We start from the raw sequence: 377 nt of genomic DNA, 5'->3' as shown, positions 1-377 counted from the left end.
CCGACTCCGCCAACCCCAACACCGCCTCCTACGACGTCACCATCGACCACCTCGCCGACTGGATCGCCACCCGCGGCTACGCCACCAGCTGACCCACCCACCACGCACCACCGAAGGGCCGGACCCCACCAAGGGCCCGGCCCTTCGTCGTGGGATTAGCCAGCGGCCAGGACGAGCCGGGGGCCTACCGACCGTAGGGCCGGACCCAACCGGGGCCCGGCCCTTCACCGGCATACACGCCAGCCGGCCGCGAGCACGGGCCGGGACCACACGGTCCGCGGGCCCTTTGGAGCTGATGCCGTAAACGATTCAACGCCTCGCGCTGGGTGAGTCCGACTCGCATGAGCCGAGAGGATCGGGATCGCACGCGAGCCAGG

At 71.1% G+C, this 377-nt stretch carries 1 pseudogene; it reads left to right on the top strand.

The features are described from left to right. Positions 1 to 92, top strand: a pseudogene (locus ABZ808_RS30745) (phytochelatin synthase); the annotation flags it as partial. Positions 93 to 377: the final 285 nt, after the last annotated feature.

It is taken from the genome of Micromonospora sp. NPDC047527 (assembly GCF_040643015.1).
GTDB lineage: Bacteria > Actinomycetota > Actinomycetes > Mycobacteriales > Micromonosporaceae > Micromonospora.
This window is presented reverse-complemented; position numbering and strand designations above follow the sequence as displayed.